At 60.7% G+C, this 16,712-nt stretch carries 14 protein-coding genes; 7 read left to right on the top strand and 7 right to left on the bottom strand.

The annotated features are described in order from the left end of the window. Positions 1-13: 13 nt before the first annotated feature. Both tsaE and CFII64_RS24965 read right to left on the bottom strand, forming a co-directional pair. Positions 14-484 carry a tRNA (adenosine(37)-N6)-threonylcarbamoyltransferase complex ATPase subunit type 1 TsaE gene (tsaE, locus tag CFII64_RS24970; RefSeq protein ID WP_020293650.1) on the bottom strand — a complete coding sequence of 157 codons (471 nt, stop codon included), beginning with the start codon at positions 482-484 and terminating at the stop codon, positions 14-16. Next, positions 472-1,968: a bifunctional ADP-dependent NAD(P)H-hydrate dehydratase/NAD(P)H-hydrate epimerase gene (locus CFII64_RS24965; protein WP_020293649.1), complete on the bottom strand. Its 1,497-nt coding sequence runs from the start codon at positions 1,966-1,968 to the stop codon at positions 472-474. Before CFII64_RS24965 ends, tsaE begins: the two co-directional genes overlap by 13 nt. 62 nt (positions 1,969-2,030) lie before the next feature. Between CFII64_RS24965 and queG the strand changes: the two genes are divergently transcribed. Beyond that, the gene (gene queG, locus CFII64_RS24960; RefSeq protein WP_020293648.1) at positions 2,031-3,113 is read left to right on the top strand and encodes a tRNA epoxyqueuosine(34) reductase QueG; all 1,083 of its coding nucleotides are present in this window, start codon (positions 2,031-2,033) and stop codon (positions 3,111-3,113) included. Positions 3,114-3,225: 112 nt separating this feature from the next. On the opposite strand, the gene CFII64_RS24955 is transcribed toward queG, so the two are convergent. Both CFII64_RS24955 and orn read right to left on the bottom strand, forming a co-directional pair. Further along, positions 3,226-3,837, bottom strand: coding sequence for a trimeric intracellular cation channel family protein (locus tag CFII64_RS24955; RefSeq protein ID WP_020293647.1), 612 nt, complete (start codon positions 3,835-3,837; stop codon positions 3,226-3,228). 116 nt (positions 3,838-3,953) lie between these two features. After that, positions 3,954-4,490: an oligoribonuclease gene (gene orn / locus CFII64_RS24950; protein ID WP_020293646.1), complete on the bottom strand. Its 537-nt coding sequence runs from the start codon at positions 4,488-4,490 to the stop codon at positions 3,954-3,956. Between the two features lie 100 nt (positions 4,491-4,590). Here orn and rsgA point away from each other — a divergent pair, with 100 nt between their 5' ends. Next, a complete protein-coding gene (gene rsgA / locus CFII64_RS24945) occupies positions 4,591-5,622 on the top strand; it encodes a small ribosomal subunit biogenesis GTPase RsgA (RefSeq protein WP_020293645.1) in 1,032 nt (343 codons plus the stop codon). A gap of 379 nt (positions 5,623-6,001) precedes the next feature. Here rsgA and motB read toward each other — a convergent pair whose 3' ends face one another. Together motB and motA are read right to left on the bottom strand one after the other, a co-directional pair. Next, on the bottom strand, positions 6,002-7,018 hold the full coding sequence (motB, locus tag CFII64_RS24940; RefSeq protein ID WP_020293644.1) for a flagellar motor protein MotB: 1,017 nt from the start codon (positions 7,016-7,018) through the stop codon (positions 6,002-6,004). Positions 7,019-7,021: 3 nt separating this feature from the next. Then, positions 7,022-7,873, bottom strand: coding sequence for a flagellar motor stator protein MotA (motA, locus tag CFII64_RS24935; RefSeq protein WP_020293643.1), 852 nt, complete (start codon positions 7,871-7,873; stop codon positions 7,022-7,024). Positions 7,874-8,083: 210 nt separating this feature from the next. Between motA and CFII64_RS24930 the strand changes: the two genes are divergently transcribed. The 4 genes from CFII64_RS24930 (at position 8,084) to CFII64_RS24915 (ending at position 13,429) form a co-directional block, all read left to right on the top strand. After that, positions 8,084-9,619, top strand: a complete 1,536-nt coding sequence (locus CFII64_RS24930; protein WP_020293642.1) for an HDOD domain-containing protein — start codon at positions 8,084-8,086, stop codon at positions 9,617-9,619. Between the two features lie 46 nt (positions 9,620-9,665). Continuing rightward, positions 9,666-10,481, top strand: a complete 816-nt coding sequence (gene rhdA, locus CFII64_RS30100) for a thiosulfate sulfurtransferase (RefSeq protein ID WP_020293641.1) — start codon at positions 9,666-9,668, stop codon at positions 10,479-10,481. Positions 10,482-10,532: 51 nt separating this feature from the next. Then, complete coding sequence (gene asd / locus CFII64_RS30095) at positions 10,533-11,432, top strand: archaetidylserine decarboxylase (RefSeq protein ID WP_177325452.1); 900 nt, start codon at positions 10,533-10,535, stop codon at positions 11,430-11,432. A 209-nt stretch (positions 11,433-11,641) separates the two neighbouring features. Further along, positions 11,642-13,429, top strand: coding sequence for a hypothetical protein (locus CFII64_RS24915; RefSeq protein ID WP_020293639.1), 1,788 nt, complete (start codon positions 11,642-11,644; stop codon positions 13,427-13,429). A 198-nt stretch (positions 13,430-13,627) separates the two neighbouring features. Here the strand turns inward: CFII64_RS24915 and serB are convergent, their stop codons facing one another. Then, on the bottom strand, positions 13,628-14,842 hold the full coding sequence (gene serB / locus CFII64_RS24910; protein WP_020293638.1) for a phosphoserine phosphatase SerB: 1,215 nt from the start codon (positions 14,840-14,842) through the stop codon (positions 13,628-13,630). Positions 14,843-14,972: 130 nt separating this feature from the next. On the opposite strand from serB, the gene CFII64_RS24905 reads away from it, so the two are divergent. Next, the gene (locus CFII64_RS24905; protein WP_020293637.1) at positions 14,973-16,523 is read left to right on the top strand and encodes a HAMP domain-containing protein; all 1,551 of its coding nucleotides are present in this window, start codon (positions 14,973-14,975) and stop codon (positions 16,521-16,523) included. The last annotated feature ends 189 nt before the right edge of the window (positions 16,524-16,712 follow it).

Here is a 16,712-nt window from a genome sequence, read left to right as displayed (position 1 = left end):
CCTAACCCCATATCTATTTGAATTCCAAAGCCAAAGCGGCACACCAGGTCTCGCCACGCGAGCCACCAGGGCTCAAAGTCAGGGATCGACCTTCCGCATGCGAGCCAATGGTAATGGTCAGGTCAGGCTTTGGCAAAAAGCCTGCACCACGCTGGGGCCACTCGATCAGACAAAGGGCGTCATCTTCGAAGTAATCGCGGATCCCCAGGTACTCCAGTTCCTCTGGATCGACCAGTCGGTAGAGGTCGAAATGGAAAGCGCGAATCGAGCCGATCTCGTAGGGTTCAACCAAGGTGAAGGTCGGACTCTTGACCGCGCCCACATGGCCCAAACCCCGGATAATGCCTCGCGAAAGCGTGGTTTTGCCGGCGCCCAGATCACCTTCGAGAAAGATCAGGCCGACGCCTTGCGTGACCTTGGCAATGCGCGTTCCGAGATCGGTCATAGCCTCTTCGCCGGCGACATTGAGCGTTAGTGCAGACACGGTTGTTGCTCCTCCAATAACAGACGAATGGCTGGAATGACATCGCTGGCCGCCAGCCCACGGCCGATCTTGCCGACCTGTTCGCCAGCACTGGCGTGCAGCCATACGCCGAGGCACGCCGCATCGAACGGTTTCATCTTTTGCGCCATCAGCGCGCCGATCAGGCCGGCCAGCACGTCGCCCAGCCCGCCAGTGGCCATGGCCGGATGGCCACGATCACACAAAGCCAGAGCGCCATCGACATCTGCAATCAGGCTGCCGGTGCCTTTGAGGACACACACAGCATCAAATTTTTTCGCCAGGGCCCGGGCTGCCGCCGGGCGATCCGCCTGAACGTCCCGAGTGCTGATGCCGAGTAAACGCGCCGCTTCGCCGGGATGCGGGGTGATCACGCTGTCTTTTGGCAGGCTCGCCAGACCTTCGGCCAATTGATTAAGAGCGTCGGCATCCCAGACTTGCGGCAGATCCGCGCTGGCCGCCGCCGACAGCAGACTGCGCCCCCAACTGGCCTTGCCCAGGCCAGGACCGATCACCAGCACGCTGGCCGGCTCGATCAAGGCACGCAATTGATTGGCGGAACAGATGCCCGCACTCATGACCTCGATGAATCGCGCCAGGGCAGCGGGAACATGCTCGGCACGGGTTGCCAGCGTGACCATGCCCGCGCCACTGCGCAGGGCGCTTTCTGCCGACAACAGCGCCGCGCCGCCAAACCCGTGATCGCCACCGATCACCAGCACCCGGCCGTATTGGCCTTTATGAGCCGTGCGCGGACGTGGCGCGAGATGCGGCAGGTTTGAGCTGTTCAGGCGTACGGCGCTGTTGGCCGTTTGCGAGACGATAGCCGGATCAGCCTGCAAGTCATCGAAAACCAGCTCGCCGACCAGATCCGCCGCATCGCCGGTAAAAAGCCCCAGTTTCAGGCCAATAAAGGTCACCGTCAGGTCGGCGCGCACCGCAACGCCGAGCATTCGTCCGCTATCGGCGCTGAGTCCGGACGGAATGTCCACGGCGGCAACCGGCGCGTTGCAGGCATTGATCGCTTCAATGGCTTCGAGATACGGCTGACGCACATCGCCGCTCAATCCGGTGCCGAGCAGCGCATCCAGCACGATGCCGGTCAGCGGCTGCCCGGCCCATGGTGCGACCTTCACACCATTCGAAATGGCTTCAGCATGGGCTGCGGCCGCATCGCCAGCCAGCGCATCAGCATCGCCAACCGCCAACACCTGAACCTGCCACCCAGCCTTGAGCGCCAATGACGCAACCAGATAACCATCCCCGGCGTTGTTGCCGCGCCCGGCCAGCACAGTCAATGTGCCCGCATCCGGCCAGTGCCGACGCACCGCGCGCCAGGTGGCGTGGGCGGCGCGCTGCATCAATTCCATGCCAGGCGTACCGGCGGCAATCAGCCGTGCATCGAGGTCGCGGACCTGTGCGGCGTCATACAGCGCGTCGGGTAATTGCGGTTTAGTGTCGACCATGCGTCTCTGGGCTCCGATGTCTGGCAGAATTATACGCACCTCCGCCCGGTTTCTCTCTGCGCATGCCTGCTATTACTGTAGATCCACTCAATACTGCCGATCTGACCACCCTTGCCCAATCGATCAAGGCGTGGGGCCGCGAGCTGGGTTTTCAGCAAGTCGGCATTGCCGGGCTGGACCTGGCCGAGCACGAGCAACATCTGCAGCGCTGGCTCAACAAGGGTTATCACGGCGAGATGGACTATATGGCAGCGCATGGCAGCAAACGTTCGCACCCGGACGAGTTGGTGCCCGGAACGCTGCGCGTGGTTTCGCTACGTATGGATTATCTGCCCGGCGATACCGAGATGACCCAGCGCCTGGCAGAACCGGAAAAGGCCTACGTGTCGCGCTATGCGTTGGGGCGCGATTATCACAAGCTGATCCGCAAGCGCGTGCAACAACTGGCCGAGCGCATTCAGAAAGACATCGGTCCGTTTGGCTATCGCGCGTTCGTTGATAGCGCCCCGGTCCTGGAGAAAGCCATCGCCGAGCAGGCGGGCCTGGGCTGGATCGGCAAGAATACTTTGGTGCTGAATCGCAAGGCCGGCAGCTTTTTCTTCCTCAGCGAACTGTTCGTCGACCTGCCGCTGCCGGTTGACCCGCCTCACGCCAGCGAACATTGCGGGCGCTGCACGGCGTGCCTGGATATTTGCCCCACTGCGGCTTTCGTCGGGCCGTACGTGCTGGACGCCCGACGCTGCATTTCCTACCTGACCATTGAATTGAAGACGGCGATCCCGGAAGAACTGCGGCCGCTGATCGGCAATCGGGTGTTCGGCTGCGATGACTGCCAGATCGTCTGCCCGTGGAATCGCTTCGCTCGGCCTACAGACCAGAGTGACTTTCAGCCCCGCCACAACCTGGATAATGCCGGGCTGGCCGAGTTGTTCATGTGGGATGAAGAGAAATTTCTCAGCAACACCGAAGGCTCGCCGTTGCGACGCGCAGGTTATGAACGCTGGCTGCGCAATCTGGCGGTCGGGCTGGGCAACGCGCCGTCGACGATCCCGGTATTGCAGGCACTCGAAGCCCGCCGGGACTATCCATCGGAACTGGTGCGCGAGCATGTGGAGTGGGCGTTGAGGCAGCATGAGCAGCGCTGATCAGAAGGCACCACACCTGGTGGGACCGGCTTTAGCCGGGAAGACGGAGGTCCTTGCGATAGAAATGGGGCGAGTGTAAGGACCCCATCCCGGCTAAAGCCGGTCCCACTCATTAATGCTCATCCTTGTAGACAAACTTCGGCATGTTCCAGTTGAAGCGAATCGCCAGCAGCCGCAGCAGCAAGCCGCCAAACAGGGTAATCAGCACGCTCTGATCGGACGGCAACTGAAAGTGCAGGCACAGCAGGAAGCACCACGCGGCCAGGAAAGACACGCTGGCGTATAGCTCGCGACGGAACACCAGCGGGATGTCGTTGCAGAAGATGTCGCGCAAGATGCCGCCGAACACGCCGGTAATCACCCCGCACACCGAGGCGACCAGCATGCCGTTGCCGGTTTCCAGTGCGGTCATGCAACCGATCAGGGTGAAGGCCACCAAGCCCAGCGCATCAAGCACCAGAAACAGCGAGCGTAAATGACGCATCAGCGGCGCGATGAAAATCGTCAGCAAGGCCGCGACGCTGGTCAGGATCAGGTATTCCGGGTTTTTCACCCAGGTCAGCGGGTAGTGCCCGAGCAGCACGTCGCGCACCGAACCACCGCCCAGGGCCGTCACGCAAGCGATCAGCACCACACCGAACCAGTCCATGCCGCGTCGACCCGCCGAAAGAGCACCGGTCATGGCCTCAGCAGTAATGGCAATCAAATAGAGCATCAGCAACATGGCGGCGGTCCCTGCGACGAAGCCGCGCAGTGTACCAAAGCAGCATGGGCCAGGAAGAGGCATCGACTGGAAGCCCTCTTCCCGGCTGAAGCCGGTCCCACAGAGCGGCGGAAACGTTACGCCTTGATGAAGTGCTCGCGATAGAAGCGCAACTCGGCAATGGATTCGCGAATGTCGTCCAGGGCCAGATGCGTGCTGCCTTTCTTGAATTTCAGCTCAGGCGACCAGCGCGCCGCCAGCTCCTTGAGGGTCGAAACGTCAAGGTTGCGGTAGTGGAAGTAGTTTTCCAGCGCTGACATGTGGCGATAAAGGAAGCGGCGATCCTGGCAAATACTGTTGCCGCAGATCGGCGAGCTGCGCTCCGGCACCCACAGTTTGATGAACTCAAGCGTCTCGGCTTCGGCGTCGGCCATGCTGATGGTGCTTTCGCGAACCCGCTGGGTCAGGCCCGAGCCGCCGTGTTGACGGGTGTTCCACTCGTCCATTCTGGCCAGCGTCTCGTCGCTCTGATGGATGGCAATGACCGGGCCTTCAGCCAAGGTATTGAGCTGGCTGTCGGTGATGATGGTGGCCATTTCAATGATGACGTCAGTGTCTGGGTCCAGACCGGTCATTTCCAGATCGATCCAGATCAGGTTCTGCTTGTTTTGCATATGTCGGCTCCTCAGCGTAGGCGCGCAGTTTAGCTCACCCCGGCATGCTAGACTCCATCGCGTTTTATCTAATCAGCTGCTTTATCTACTCGGAACACCCATGGCCAAACGCCAACTCAATCGTCGTCAGAACTGGCGCATCGAAAAGATCCAGGGCGAGCGCGCTGCCCGCGTCGCCAAACGTGAGTCACTGACGCTGGAAACCCTTGAGGGCGGCGATCTTGGCCCCGAGCAGACCGGCCTGGTGATCGCGCACTTTGGTATTCAGGTCGAGGTCGAGGCGCAGGAAGGCGATCTGAGCGGACAAGTGTTCCGTTGCCACTTGCGCGCCAACCTGCCTGCACTGGTAACCGGTGACCGCGTCGTCTGGCGCGCCGGCAATCAGGGCATCGGCGTTATCGTCGCCCAGCTGCCGCGCACCACCGAACTGTGCCGCCCGGACAGCCGTGGGCAACTCAAGCCGGTTGCCGCCAACGTCGATCTGATCGTGATTGTGTTTGCGCCAGCGCCTGAACCGCATGCCAACCTGATCGACCGTTATCTGGTCGCCGCCGAGCACGCCGGGATTCGTCCGCTGTTGCTGCTGAACAAATTCGACCTGATCGACGAGCAGAACGCGCCCGCGCTGAATGCGTTATTGGCGGTTTATCGCACGCTGGGTTATCCGGTGCTGGAAGTGTCAGCGCATCAGGGCGACGGCATGCAACAGCTGCAAGCCCAGCTCGATGGGCACATCAGCGTGTTTGTCGGCCAGTCCGGTGTCGGCAAGTCTTCGCTGGTCAACAGCCTGCTGCCGGAGGTCGACACCCGCGTCGGCCCGCTGTCCGAGTGGTCCGGCCAGGGCACGCACACCACCACCACCGCGCGGTTGTTCCACTTCCCGGGTGGCGGCGAACTGATCGACTCCCCGGGGATTCGTGAATTTGGCCTCGGCCACGTGAGCCGCGCCGATGTCGAAGCAGGCTTTATCGAGTTCCAGGATTTGATCGGCCACTGCCGTTTCCGCGATTGCAAACACGACCGCGAGCCGGGCTGTGCATTGATCATCGCCCTGGAAGAAGGCCGCGTGCAGCAGCAACGCATGAACAGCTATCGCTCGATCATCGCCAGCTTGCCGGAAAACAGTTATTGATTGGGTAGGCGCGACCATTGTAGGAGGGGACTTGTCCCCGATGGCGTCGGTGCAGCAGATAATTATCCTGCGACCATAATGCCTATTCGGGGATAAATTCCCTCCTACCTGATTCTGTGTTGCTCGGTAGAACCGGACTTGTTCGGGAAAACGTCGGGAGCGCCAAGGAATATCTTCAGCGCTTGCACCGGCGTATTCGGGGACAAGTCCCCTCCTACGGGGCGTGCAAAAAATCAGGTAGGACCGGACTTGTCCGGGAAGGCGTCGGGTCTGAGCCGGAATATCCTCAGCGCTTGCACCAGCGTCTTCGGGACAATTCCCCTCCTACGGCGTGAAGAAAAAAAAGCCCGGATTCGTTTGAATCCGGGCTTTTTGTTTGCTAGTTCTTCGTCTCGTCCATCTTCAGCGTGCCATCCTCGAAGATATTCAGCTTTTGCCGAAGCTCATGAGGCTGGGCGTAGGCCTGCGGATCAGGCGGCTTCGTATTCGACGCGCCGGGCGGTGTTGCGGGCGTGGCCGGTTTTGGAGGGGTATTGCCATCGCCCACGCCGTGAGTGCCTTCGATACGTTGCTGTGCCTTTTTGGTCATTACCACGATGTCGATCCGGCGGTTCACCGGGTTGAACGGCTGCGTGCGGTCATACAGCGCAGACGATGCATACCCCACGACACGGGCGACCTGGCTTTCCGGATAGGTGCCCGCGATCAGCGCTCGACGCGCCGCGTTGGCCCGGTTGGCCGACAACTCCCAGTTGCCGTAATCGCCGTTACCCACGAAAGGCTTGGCGTCGGTGTGACCGCTGATGCTGATCTTGTTCGGCACCGCTTTGATGGTGTCGGCCATCGCCAGCAGGATGTCTTCGAAATACGGCTTGAGGCGCGCGCTGCCCAGATCGAACATCGGCCGATTGTCAGCATCGGTGATCTGAATCCGCAGGCCGTCCTGGGTAATCTCGAAGTGGATCTGATCCTTGAATTTCTGCAGTTCCGGGTTCTCGTTGACCTTGTTCTGCAATTCTTGCAGAAGCATTTCCAGACGTTCCTGCTCGACCGCTTCGGCCTTGGCTTCTGCCGAGTCGGATTCGATAGGTACGTTGTCCGGGGTCGGCGTGGACTTGATCTCGGGGTTCAGGGTCTGGTCCGGGGACATTTCCGGCGAACCGCCGAGGTCGATCACGTAGGGCGAGCCGCTGTCGGAAAACCCCACCGGGTCCTTGAAGTAGCCGGCAATGGCCAGCAACTGCTCGGGCGTGGCCGACGACATCAGCCACAGCACCAGGAAGAACGCCATCATCGCCGTAGCAAAGTCGGCGAAGGCGATTTTCCATGCCCCGCCGTGGTGTCCGCCTTCATAGCGCTTGACGCGCTTGATGATTATCGGCTGATTATTTTCCATGGCTTAGCGACCGCGAACCGCTTGCTCCAGCTCACTGAAGCTGGGCCGATGCGCGGGATACAAAACCTTGCGGCCAAATTCTACGGCCAGCGATGGCGGCATGCCGGACGCCGAAGCCACCAGCGATGCCTTGATGGCTTCATAGACATTCAGCTCTTCCTTGGCATCGTGGGCCAGGGACGTGGCCAGCGGGCCGAAAAAGCCGTAGGCCGCGAGAATACCGAAGAACGTACCGACCAGTGCCGCGCCGACGTGGTTACCGATGGCAGCCTTGTCGCCGTCGCCCAGGGAGGCCATGGTCACCACGATACCGAGTACCGCCGCGACGATACCGAAACCGGGCATGCCGTCCGCGATGCCGGTAATGGCGTGGGAGGGATGCCCGAGTTCTTCCTTGATGCTTTGCAGTTCCATGTCGAACAGGCCTTCCAGCTCGTGGGGAGCCATGTTGCCCGAGGACATGATGCGCAGGTAATCACAGATGTACGCCGTCATCCGCTCGTCTTTGAGCACGCCCGGATATTTGGCGAAGATCGGGCTGGCCGCTGCGTCCTCGATATCCCCTTCAATCGCCATCATGCCTTCGCGACGGCTCTTGTTGAGGATCTCGTACACCAGGCCGAGGACTTCAAGGTAATACGCGTGAGTGAAGCGCGTGCTGAACATTTTCAGCGACTTCTTGAACACGTGCATGGTCATGTAGCCGGGGTTGGCCTGGAGGAACGCACCCAATGCCGCGCCGCCGATGATCAAAACCTCGAAGGGCTGGATCAATGCCGCAATCTTGCCATGGGACAGAACGTATCCGCCGAGCACGCTCGCGAAAACGACAATGATGCCGATAATTTTAGCCATAGGTAGAAACTACTTACCAAGTCGGATTCAGGGACATGTTGCGGAAGTTCGTGAAACTCTTCTTCTACTTATCGGCATATGTGGGCCAGACTATAGGCCGTAATGTGGAAAAGCCAGCCGGGCCTTGAACGGCGGCCCGCAAACTGATGTCTTACCCTGAAATTTCGCAGTCCATACTGCCTAAAATATCCAGTCGTACAGGCCTGATGCATGCCTCCAGATACCTCGACACCGCTACCTGTTCCCAAGACCCTGGATGCCTGGGTCAAGCAGCTCGACGGCGTTGCATTGCCGGTGCCTGCGGCCAGCCACAAACGCGTGCGCTCGGCACTCAACGACAGTCGCCGCTCGCTGCGTGATATCGCCGACATGGTTCAGGACAGCCCGGCGCTGGTGCTCAGCGTCATGCGCGAGGCCAATCACCACACCAACAAACTGGCGGAGCCCGCCGAGAGCCTTGAGGTGGCAATCAATCGTCTTGGGCTGGCGCGCACCGAAGTGCTGCTCAATCGCCTGCCGACGCTGGAAGCGGACGAAATTCCCGCCACGTTTCGCCAACTGTTACTGGTCAGCCAACACGCGACCCAGCAGGCCAGCGGTCTGTTCGCCGGGCGTCTGGCCCGGCTCTGGCAGGACATTCACTTGGGCAGCCTGCTGTTTCTCTCGCCTTTGTGGCCGATGGCGCTGACGTATCCCAAGCTGCTCGATGAATGGGAAATGCGCGTCATCCATCAAGGCGAGTCTTCTCGCGTGGTGGAAAAAGAACTGTTTGGCGTCAGCCTGCTGGAGCTGTGCATCACCCTGGCCGAGCTTTGGCATCTGCCGCTGTGGGTGACTCAGGGTTATCGCTTGCTGATCAGCGAGCGGCGCCAACTGGTGAAAGCCATGCGCATCGCCCGCAACAATGACGATCCGTTGCTCCAGCAACAGCTGATGGACGCCGACCCTCATTTGCATCGCTGGCTGAATCAGCCCGCCAATACGGTGTTGCTCGGCAACGGCCTGGCGCTGGCGGCCCAGCAAGCCTGGGACAGCCCGCATTGCCTGCGCTGGGAGCTGCTGACCAGTCTGTATCTGCAACAACCGCTGGATGTCGTGCAACAACAGGTGCACCAGAACGCCGCCAGCAGCGCCCGACAGCACGCGGCTCCGGGAACATGGCATCCTGCCGAAGCGCTGCTCTGGCCGTGGGACACGCGTCGGGTCCATCGCGGCATGCTGCCCGCCCCGCCGCCCTCTGCCGAAGCGTTGCAAATCTGGCGCAAACACTGTGCCGAGCTGCTGATCGAACCGAGCCCGTTCAATAACGCGATGCACTTGACCACCTCTTCCCGTGACGCCTTGCTGTCCTGCGGCATGCAGCGGGTCATGCTGATGATGACGGACAAGACGGCCACCATGCTGCGGGTTCACCAGATCGGTGGCTTACAGAAGGAAGCCGCAGAAACCGTGCTGTATATAAAAGAAAGCACGGTGTTGCAGCGCTTGCTCGCGCAACCCACTCAACTGCGCATGACACCGGCCAACATCGATCAGTTTTCAGCGTTGTTGCCGGGCAGCATCAGGGGCCTGTTCAAGGGTCAGCACTGGTTGATTCGCTCCCTGAGCAGCAATGGCAAAGTGGTGATGCTGGTGTTCGCCGACCAGGGCGGCGGGCCGCTTTCGGAGATATCCGTACAGGCTTTCGGAAAAACCTGTCAATGCATCGAGCGGGCGATGACCAGCTTTAGTGGTCGCAAAGCCTGACAGCTGGGCTACAATTCGCCTCTTTTTCCGATATTGGAGGCTGCACATGTCCGTCTTCTCTAGCCTGCCGCTGGTCATCGAACCCAGCGACCTGCTGGCACGCCTCGACGCGCCGGAGCTGATTCTGGTGGATCTGACCAGCAGCGCCCGGTATGACGCCGGACACATCCCCGGCGCACGCTTTGTCGATCCCAAGCGCACGCAACTGGGCCAGCCTCCAGCCCCCGGCCTGCTGCCGGCACAACCGCAGCTCGAAGCCTTGTTCGGCGAGCTGGGCCATAACCCGAACGCGGTCTACGTGGTCTATGACGACGAAGGCGGCGGTTGGGCCGGGCGGTTTATTTGGTTACTGGATGTTATCGGACACCATCAATATCACTACGTGGATGGCGGACTGCTTGCCTGGCAGGCGGAAGACTTGCCGCTCTCAACTGACGTCCCGCCATCGGCCGGCCAGCCGGTGCCTTTGACGTTGCACAGCGAACCCACCGCCACTCGCGAATACCTGCAAAGCCGTCTCGGCGCGGCCGATCTGGCCGTCTGGGATGCGCGCGGCCCCACGGAATACTCAGGGGAAAAGGTCCTGGCGGCCAAGGCCGGGCACATACCCGGCGCAGTCAACTTCGAATGGACCGCAGGCATGGACCCGGCGCGCAATCTGCGCATTCGCGAAGACATTGCCGAAATCCTCGACAGCCTGGGCATCACCGCCGACAAGGAAGTGATCACCCATTGCCAGACCCACCATCGCTCCGGCTTCACCTATCTGGTGGCCAAGGCGCTGGGTTACCCGCGAGTCAAAGGCTATGCCGGCTCCTGGGGCGAATGGGGCAACCACCCGGACACACCGGTCGAACGCTGACAGCGGGCCGACCTGTAACATTACGTTCAGCACACCTTTATCGTTTTAGGAATTTTGATGAAAAAGCGTCTGTTTATCTTCAGCCAGTATTTGTTGCCGCACCACTTGCTGTCCCGTCTGGCTGGCTGCGTTGCCGAATGCCGGGTGCGCTGGTTCAAGAACGCCTTCACCGCATGGTTCGCCCGTCGCTATCAGGTGGATATGTCCCTGGCGCTGGTGGAAGACCTCACCGCTTATGAGCACTTCAACGCGTTCTTTACCCGCGCGTTGAAATCCGACGCTCGCCCGCTGGACGTCACGCCGGGCGCGATTCTCTGCCCGGCCGATGGCGCGATCAGTCAGCTGGGTCCGATTGATCACGGCCGCATCTTCCAGGCCAAGGGCCACAGCTTCAGCGTGCTTGAACTGTTGGGCGGTGACGCCAGCCTGTCAGCGCCGTTCATGGGCGGCGAGTTCGCCACGGTTTACCTCTCGCCCAAGGACTATCACCGGGTGCACATGCCATTGGCGGGCACCCTGCGCGAGATGGTGTATGTGCCGGGGCGGATTTTTTCAGTCAACCAGACCACGGCCGAGAACGTGCCGGAGCTGTTCGCCCGCAATGAACGCGTGGTCTGCCTGTTCGACACCGAGCGTGGACCGATGGCCGTGGTGCTGGTCGGCGCGATGATCGTTGCGTCGATCGAAACCGTCTGGGCCGGCCTGGTCACTCCACCGAAACGCGAGCTGAAAACCTTCCGCTACGACGAAGCCGCACGCGCGCCGATCCATCTGGAGAAAGGCGCCGAACTGGGCCGCTTCAAACTGGGCTCCACCGCCATCGTGCTGTTCGGACCCAACCAGATTAAATGGGCCGAGGAACTGGCGGCCGGTTCATCCGTCAAAATGGGCGAGAAACTGGCATCGCCGGTCGAAATCCAGGTACAGAGCGTTGCCCCTGTTGAGCTGTAACGCATGAGCCAGTAACCCGGCTAGCGTTCCCGTTTGTAGAACAAGGGCTGCGACTGCACGCCGATGCTGTTAAAGTCACGGCATCGGCGCTGTAGGAAACTTCGCATTTCATTGATGCAGATTGCACGACTCTCAATGAGTCAATGCTATTAACGCGCGAATCGAATGCCGCCGTTCGGGCCAGTAAGCAGTTGGAGTCAGCCTGTCACATGAGCATTTCAAGCCTTCCCGTGTTGTTGCGTGTCCCTACGCCGACGCAGTCGAGCCTGACATTCTGTGAAGCAAACCCTCGCGACCTGAAACGCTGGATCTCAACCCTGCCCAAAGCCAATCTTGGCGAAATGGCGCGCCAGCTCTATCAGGGCCTCAGCGAACTCAATCAGTTACTCACGCCCAGCGACAACCGCCTGCAACTGCTTGAACTGCTGCGGCCCGAGGTGTACTTCGTCTGCAAGCATCTGGAGCGGCACTTCCTCAATCAGGCCATCGTGCTCGACGAGCGCCCGCGCAAGGTCGCCAACCTTTGCCAGGCGCTGCAAAACCATCTCGCCGTGGGTTACAAGCTGATCATCCAGCGCGTGGCTGCGCGCCTGACCAAGGACCGCATCTCGCTGTTGAGCACTGCGTTACAACGGGCGCTGCATTGCCTCAACGGCCCCTTGATTCGCGCCAATCAGTTGTATTGCCCGGTCCAGGAAGGCCTGTGGCTGGAGATGCACAAGATTTATCAGATCGCCCGCCAGCACCAGTTGCATCTGGTTGCGGTGAACGATGAGCTGGCGCATAACGTCAAGGCGATGACTGTCGAACAGACCTACCTCGTTGCGTTGTTGATGGGCTGTTCACGCTGCAACCAGATGCGTCAGCTCAATATAGGTCGTCTCGCCGAGGTCCTGGATTCGTGGAGTTCACTGGTCCGCCTGCAACTTCCGGCCGACGACAACAGCCTGTTCGCCCTCGCGCCCGACCAGGACAAACCGCCGCTCTATACCTCGCTGTTCACCGAACAACAGATCCCGGATCTGCTGGGCATGCATACCCAGGCGTTGGCGGCGATGATCAATCGTTATCTGGAAACGCCTGCCGACCTGCGACCGCAATTGCCATTGCTGGTGCCTCAAGGCATCACCACCGACTTGCTGCAGCATCTGGCTGCGGCATGGGGCGACGTGGCAGAGCGCACGTTTCAGCGCACGCCGGGCCAGGGCACGCTGAATCTGTGCATCGGCATGAGCGCGCTGCATTATTACCTCGGTGGCCGGCGCTCATTCAGCGACATGCTGCAATTACCGGTCATCAGCAAGGCCGCGCAATTCAAGATGGAACTGGCCAGCGATAAACCGGACGATCCCTGGGCCACTGCGTTCGATACCCAGCGCGGCAACACCTCGTCAGTGCTGTTGCCGTTTGAAGAGATCCAGTATCAGCAAACCGAAGCCGAAGGCGGTGAAGCGGCGTCCAATGCGCAGCAAACCTTCCCGACCTTCGACCTGCACATCGTCAATCACAGCCCCGGCGGATATTGCCTGGCGTGGCCCAAGGAAGTCCCGCCACAGTTGCAGGCGGGCGAACTGGTGGGTATTCAGGACGATGCCTGCCAGGGCTGGAGCATTGCGGTTGTGCGATGGGTGCGCCAGGTGCGCAGCGGCGGCACGCAAATGGGGATCGAGTTGATCGCGCCATTCGCGCAACCCTGCGGCCTGCAGATGATCAGACCCGGACAGAACAGCCCTTACATGCGTTCGTTGCTGCTCCCGGAAGTGCGCGCCATCGAACAGCCCGCGACAATCCTCGCCCCGCGTCTGCCATTCCAGGAAGGCAACAGCGTGATGATCAACATCGGCGGCGAAGAACGCGGCGGCTCCCTCAACAACCGACGCGCCAGCAGCGGCAGCTACAACCAGTTCGAATACGAAACCTTCGAAGCGCCCAAGGAAACCGGCAACGACCAGCCCAAGGCAGAGCAGGAATTCGATTCGCTTTGGTCGTCGTTGTAACAGGAACGGCTGGACCGGCTTGCTGGACCTTTACGTTGGACCGGCTCGTAGGACAGACTCGTAGGACCGGCTCGTAGGACCGGCTTTAGCCGGGAGAGCTCCTGTTTATTCCATGCAGGCTTGTTGCGAGGAATAGTGTCCTCCCGGATAAAGCCGGTCCTACGAAAAGCCGGTCCAACGAGCCGGCCCTGCGAAAAATCAGTTACGCCCATCCCGATCACGGAAACCGAGCAGGTAAAGAATCCCGTCCAGGCCCAGCGTCGAGATCGCCTGTTTGGCTGACTGCTTGACCAGCGGTTTGGCACGGAATGCCACGCCCAGGCCGGCGATTGCCAGCATCGGCAAGTCATTGGCGCCGTCGCCCACGGCAATGGTCTGCTCCAGGCTCAGGCCTTCCTTGATCGCCAGCTCACGCAGCAGGTCCGCCTTGCGCTGCGCATCGACAATCGGCTCGATGGCATTGCCGGTGCATTTGCCGTCCACCACTTCCAGCTCGTTGGCGAACACATAATCAATGCCCAGCTTGGTCTGCAGTTGCTTGGCGAAATAGGTGAAGCCGCCGGACAGAATCGCCGTCTTGTAGCCCAGGCGCTTGAGTTCTGCGAACAGGGTTTCAGCGCCTTCGGTCAGACGCAACGATGCGCCGATTTCATCCAGCACGCTGACATCCAGCCCTTTGAGCAGCGCCAGGCGCTCCTTGAAGCTGGCGCGAAAATCCAGTTCGCCGCGCATGGCGCGCTCAGTGATTTCCGACACCTGCTCACCCACGCCGTGGGCCTTGGCCAGCTCGTCGATGACTTCGGCTTCGATCAGCGTCGAGTCCATGTCGAACACCGCCAGACGCCGATTGCGCCGGAACAGCGAATCCTGCTGGAACGCGATATCGACATTCAGCGCCTGAGCCACGCTGAGGAATTCCGCCTGCATCGCCTTCGGATCAGCCGGTTCGCCGCGCACCGAAAACTCGATGCAGCCCTTGCCCTGATCGGCGGGGGTGTCCAGCGGCATGCGTCCGGAGAGACGATCGATCTGGTCGATGTTCAGCCCGTATCTGGCAGTGATGGAACTGACCCGCTGCAACTGCTCGGCGGTGACCTTGCGGGTCAGCAGCGTCACGATATGCCGCGACTTGCCCTGCCCGTCGACCCAATGCTGGTAATCCTCTTCGGACACCGCCGTGAAGCGCACTTGCTGATCGAGCTTGTAGGCCGTGAACAGAATGTCCTTGAGCACGGAAGAGCCTTGCTCGGTGCCAGGAATTTCGACCAGGATGCCGAACGACAAGGTGTCGTGGATCACCGCCTGACCGATATCGAGAATGTTCACCCCGCCTTGCGCGAGCACGCCAGTGATGGCGGCAGTGAGACCCGGACGGTCAACACCTGTGATGTTAATCAGGACGATTTCGCGCAAGACGCACCCCAGCAGTGGAAAAAAACCGCATTCTAACCACTTTCAGTGACCACCGGGCACAGGCAGCGCTTTGCCGCTACTGGGTCGGTCGTTATACTGCGCGGCAACTTCACCGAAAGAGCCGTGCTCTGTGAACCGGCCCACGCCAGTTAAAACCGATAATTTCTTCCTGCTTATCTTCCGTGCACTGCGCCATCGCCGTGTTCCGATTGCTTTGCGCATTGCCAGCCATAACGTGATCCTCGTCGCCTTGGCGCTGGTGATTTACGCGGGCGTGATGGGTTTGCAATTCAAGCAGGCCATGCATGAGCAGGCCGATGCACTTGGCCAGGCACTCACCACGCAGACCGCAACCTCAGCCACTGAACTGCTGGTGTCCAACGACATCCTCAGCCTCAACGTGCTGCTCGGCAATCTGGTGAAGAACCCGCTTGTAGCCCATGCCGCCATTTACAGCGTGGACAATCGCATCCTTGCCGAAGCCGGTCAGCGCCCGAAAAACGGGTTGTTGGGCGAAGCCGAAGGCCTGTATGAAATCAAGATCACCTTTCAGGATGTGATGGCCGGGCACCTGCGCATCAGCCTGGACATGAGTCAATTCCAGCAGCCGATGACCATCAGCCTGCAAAGCATGGGCATTCTGGCCGGGATTCTGCTCGCGCTGGCCCTGGCATTGAGCTTGCGCCTGGGTCGCCATATTTCCACGCCGCTGCTGCAATTGCGCGTCTGGCTGCGCGATATCGATCCGTACACCCCAGCGGTGGAGCGTCAGGACGAAATCGGTGATCTGGCCCGCCAGCTGCAAACGTCCTTTGCCCCGCCAATGCCGGAGCCCGAGCCTGAACCCGAGCCGGAATACGTCGACGACGAAGGCGACGATCCGTATCTGGAGCAGGAAGAAGAAGCCGAGCCGGCGTTCAAAGGCCGCAATGCGCGCGAGCCAGGCTTCGATGAAGCACCCAAGCCACGCTTGCCAGCTCCGCCCGTGCAGCGTCGACTGGTTGCCGAGGAAGATGAAGAGGACGAAGACGATCCGTTCGCCGATCTGCGTGACAGCGCCAGCCCGGCGCCTGTCGTCAGCAAGGCGCCGCTCGCACCGAGCACGCCGCAACCGAGCGCAGTCCTGGCTGTGCAACTCGGCTCCCAGGATCAACTGCGCCGCCTGCCTCGCGCCCGCCTGACGGATTTGCTGCAACGTTACCGCGATTGCCTGGATCAGGCTTCGTCGCTGTATGAAGGCGAACTGCATACGCTCAACGATGGCAGCACCCTGATGCTGTTCCACAGCGAAGCAAGCGGCGACGACTACCTGACCAACGCCATTTGCTGCGGCGAGTTGCTGCGGGCGCTGAGCCATGCCTTGCAGATCGAAGTCGCCGACAGCGGCATCACCCTGCAATTGCAATTGGGCCTGACACTGGGCGAAGGGCTGTCCGGCCTGAGCCAGATCGATCTGCTGCTCACCGAAACGGCGCAGGATGCTTTGGCCCTTTCCCAGCACAGCCGCAACCTGCTGCTGGTCGAGCGCAAGATCAACGACGACGCGCTGATTCGTCAACGTGCGCGCATCCGCCCGATCGCCAGTCCGGAAGGCGCCTGCTGCGTCGAGCGCCTGATGGAACCCTATCCATCCATGCTCGAACGCCAACTCGCACGCATGCACGAGACGCGCAAGGCCTGATCCGAATGACGGCTATGCCGCGATGCTGCAGGACCGGCTTCAGCCGGGAGAACGTACTTCGCGGCTAAAGCCGCTCCTACGGATACACGCTAATGCCGTAAGACCGGCTTCAGCCGGGAGGGCGTAATTCGCGGCTAAAGCCGCTCCTGTGGATCGACGCCAATGCCGTAGGACCGGCTTCAGCCGGGA

Source organism: Pseudomonas sp. CFII64 (assembly GCF_000416235.1).
Classification (GTDB): domain Bacteria; phylum Pseudomonadota; class Gammaproteobacteria; order Pseudomonadales; family Pseudomonadaceae; genus Aquipseudomonas.
Note: the sequence above shows the minus strand (reverse complement) of the source record. Positions and strands in the feature narration are given on the sequence as shown.

Excerpts from the sequence above, each read along its gene's own strand:
- CFII64_RS24965 (WP_020293649.1), bottom strand. The coding sequence starts at position 1,968 with ATGGTCGACACTAAACCGCAATTACCCGACGCGCTGTATGACGCCGCA.
- queG (WP_020293648.1), top strand. The coding sequence starts at position 2,031 with ATGCCTGCTATTACTGTAGATCCACTCAATACTGCCGATCTGACCACC.
- CFII64_RS24955 (WP_020293647.1), bottom strand. The coding sequence starts at position 3,837 with ATGTTGCTGATGCTCTATTTGATTGCCATTACTGCTGAGGCCATGACC.
- orn (WP_020293646.1), bottom strand. The coding sequence starts at position 4,490 with ATGCAAAACAAGCAGAACCTGATCTGGATCGATCTGGAAATGACCGGT.
- rsgA (WP_020293645.1), top strand. The coding sequence starts at position 4,591 with ATGGCCAAACGCCAACTCAATCGTCGTCAGAACTGGCGCATCGAAAAG.
- motB (WP_020293644.1), bottom strand. The coding sequence starts at position 7,018 with ATGGAAAATAATCAGCCGATAATCATCAAGCGCGTCAAGCGCTATGAA.
- motA (WP_020293643.1), bottom strand. The coding sequence starts at position 7,873 with ATGGCTAAAATTATCGGCATCATTGTCGTTTTCGCGAGCGTGCTCGGC.
- CFII64_RS24930 (WP_020293642.1), top strand. The coding sequence starts at position 8,084 with ATGCCTCCAGATACCTCGACACCGCTACCTGTTCCCAAGACCCTGGAT.
- rhdA (WP_020293641.1), top strand. The coding sequence starts at position 9,666 with ATGTCCGTCTTCTCTAGCCTGCCGCTGGTCATCGAACCCAGCGACCTG.
- CFII64_RS24915 (WP_020293639.1), top strand. The coding sequence starts at position 11,642 with ATGAGCATTTCAAGCCTTCCCGTGTTGTTGCGTGTCCCTACGCCGACG.